This window comes from Streptomyces sp. NPDC101166, from assembly GCF_044768125.1.
In the GTDB taxonomy this organism is placed as follows: domain Bacteria; phylum Actinomycetota; class Actinomycetes; order Streptomycetales; family Streptomycetaceae; genus Streptomyces.
In genome coordinates this window covers 1-1,189 of sequence record NZ_JBIWPF010000225.1, presented here as the reverse complement: position 1 = coordinate 1,189, position 1,189 = coordinate 1, and the positions used below count along the sequence as shown (strand labels likewise).

General features: G+C 65.4%; 1 protein-coding gene. It reads right to left on the bottom strand.

Annotation, left to right across the window (positions count from 1 at the left end):
* Positions 1-710 (bottom strand): exonuclease domain-containing protein (locus tag ACIRS4_RS37915; protein ID WP_404204780.1); only part of this gene is annotated, 710 nt, incomplete at its 3' end.
* Positions 711-1,189: the final 479 nt, after the last annotated feature.

The following is a 1,189-nucleotide window of genomic DNA, read 5'->3' as shown; positions in this document are numbered from 1 at the left end:
GTCCCTATATAGAGGACTTCGTCGGAGGGGCCGCGGAACAGGTACACGCCCGGGGTCGCCGGAAGGTCCGCGGCCATCACGCGTTTCGCGCGCTGGCGCCGGGTCACCTCGGGGAGATAGTCGAGCAGCTCGGTGAGACTGTGCACGCCCTGATTGCCGACCCGGGCGATGAGCGCGTGCAGCACGTCCACCGTCGCCTTGGCGTCGTCGAGGGCGCGGTGCGTCGGCCGGGTCTCCGCGCCGAGCAGCTGCGCCAGATACCAGAGCTTGGCCGAGGGCGCCTCGTCCTTGGGCAGCACGCGGCGGGCCAGCTGGACGGTGCACACGTGTTGGAAGGCAGGCCAGGCCACTTCGCACTTCGCGGCGGCGGCCTTCAGGAAGCCCAGATCGAAACGGGCGTTGTGGGCGACCAGCACCGCGCCGCGCGCGAACTCCAGGAACCCGGGCAGCACCTGCTCGATCCGGGGCGCGTCGATCACCATGGCGGTCGTGATGCCGGTGATCTGCACGATCTGTGGCGGGATGGCGCAGCCCGGATTGACCAGGGTCGCGAACTCGCCGAGCACCTCACCGCCGCGCACCTTGACCGCGCCGATCTCGGTGATCGAGTCGCCCCCGGGGCTGGTTCCGGTGGTCTCCAGGTCCACGACCACGAACGTTGTGTCATAGAGCGGGGTTTCGAGCTCATCGAAGGCCAGCTGTCCGGACACGAGGGGCAAGCCTAGGCGCAGGGTCCGACAACTCCGCCCGAAGTTGATCTTTCGAGGCGGCCTGGGGAAATGCTCGAAAATACGATGACGATTCTCGAGATGAAATCCCCGAATTGAGCGAATATGCGCGTTTGTGACCAGGGTCACAGTTATTCACAAAATGGATCAATTTTGTGGGGGAGGGCGGTTGGTCCGGATTCGCGTGTGGCGAGTGCTGGCCCGGTGTCCCGCGCCCGGGCGCGCCGGGTGTCGGTCCGGGAATCCCCCAGGTCGCGGGCCATGGCGCTGACCTGGAGTTATGCGGAATTTGCCGAGGTCGGAGGGGCCTCGGACGGGCGCTTGCTACCGGCGGGTAGCTCTCAGGACGCTCTCAGAAAAACGGCCGCTGTTATCGTTTCGTGATTGCTGTGACGTTTGTCGCACCGAAATGCGAGTGCGCAACAATTTTGAGTCAGGCATCGGCCACCTCGGCTTTACAA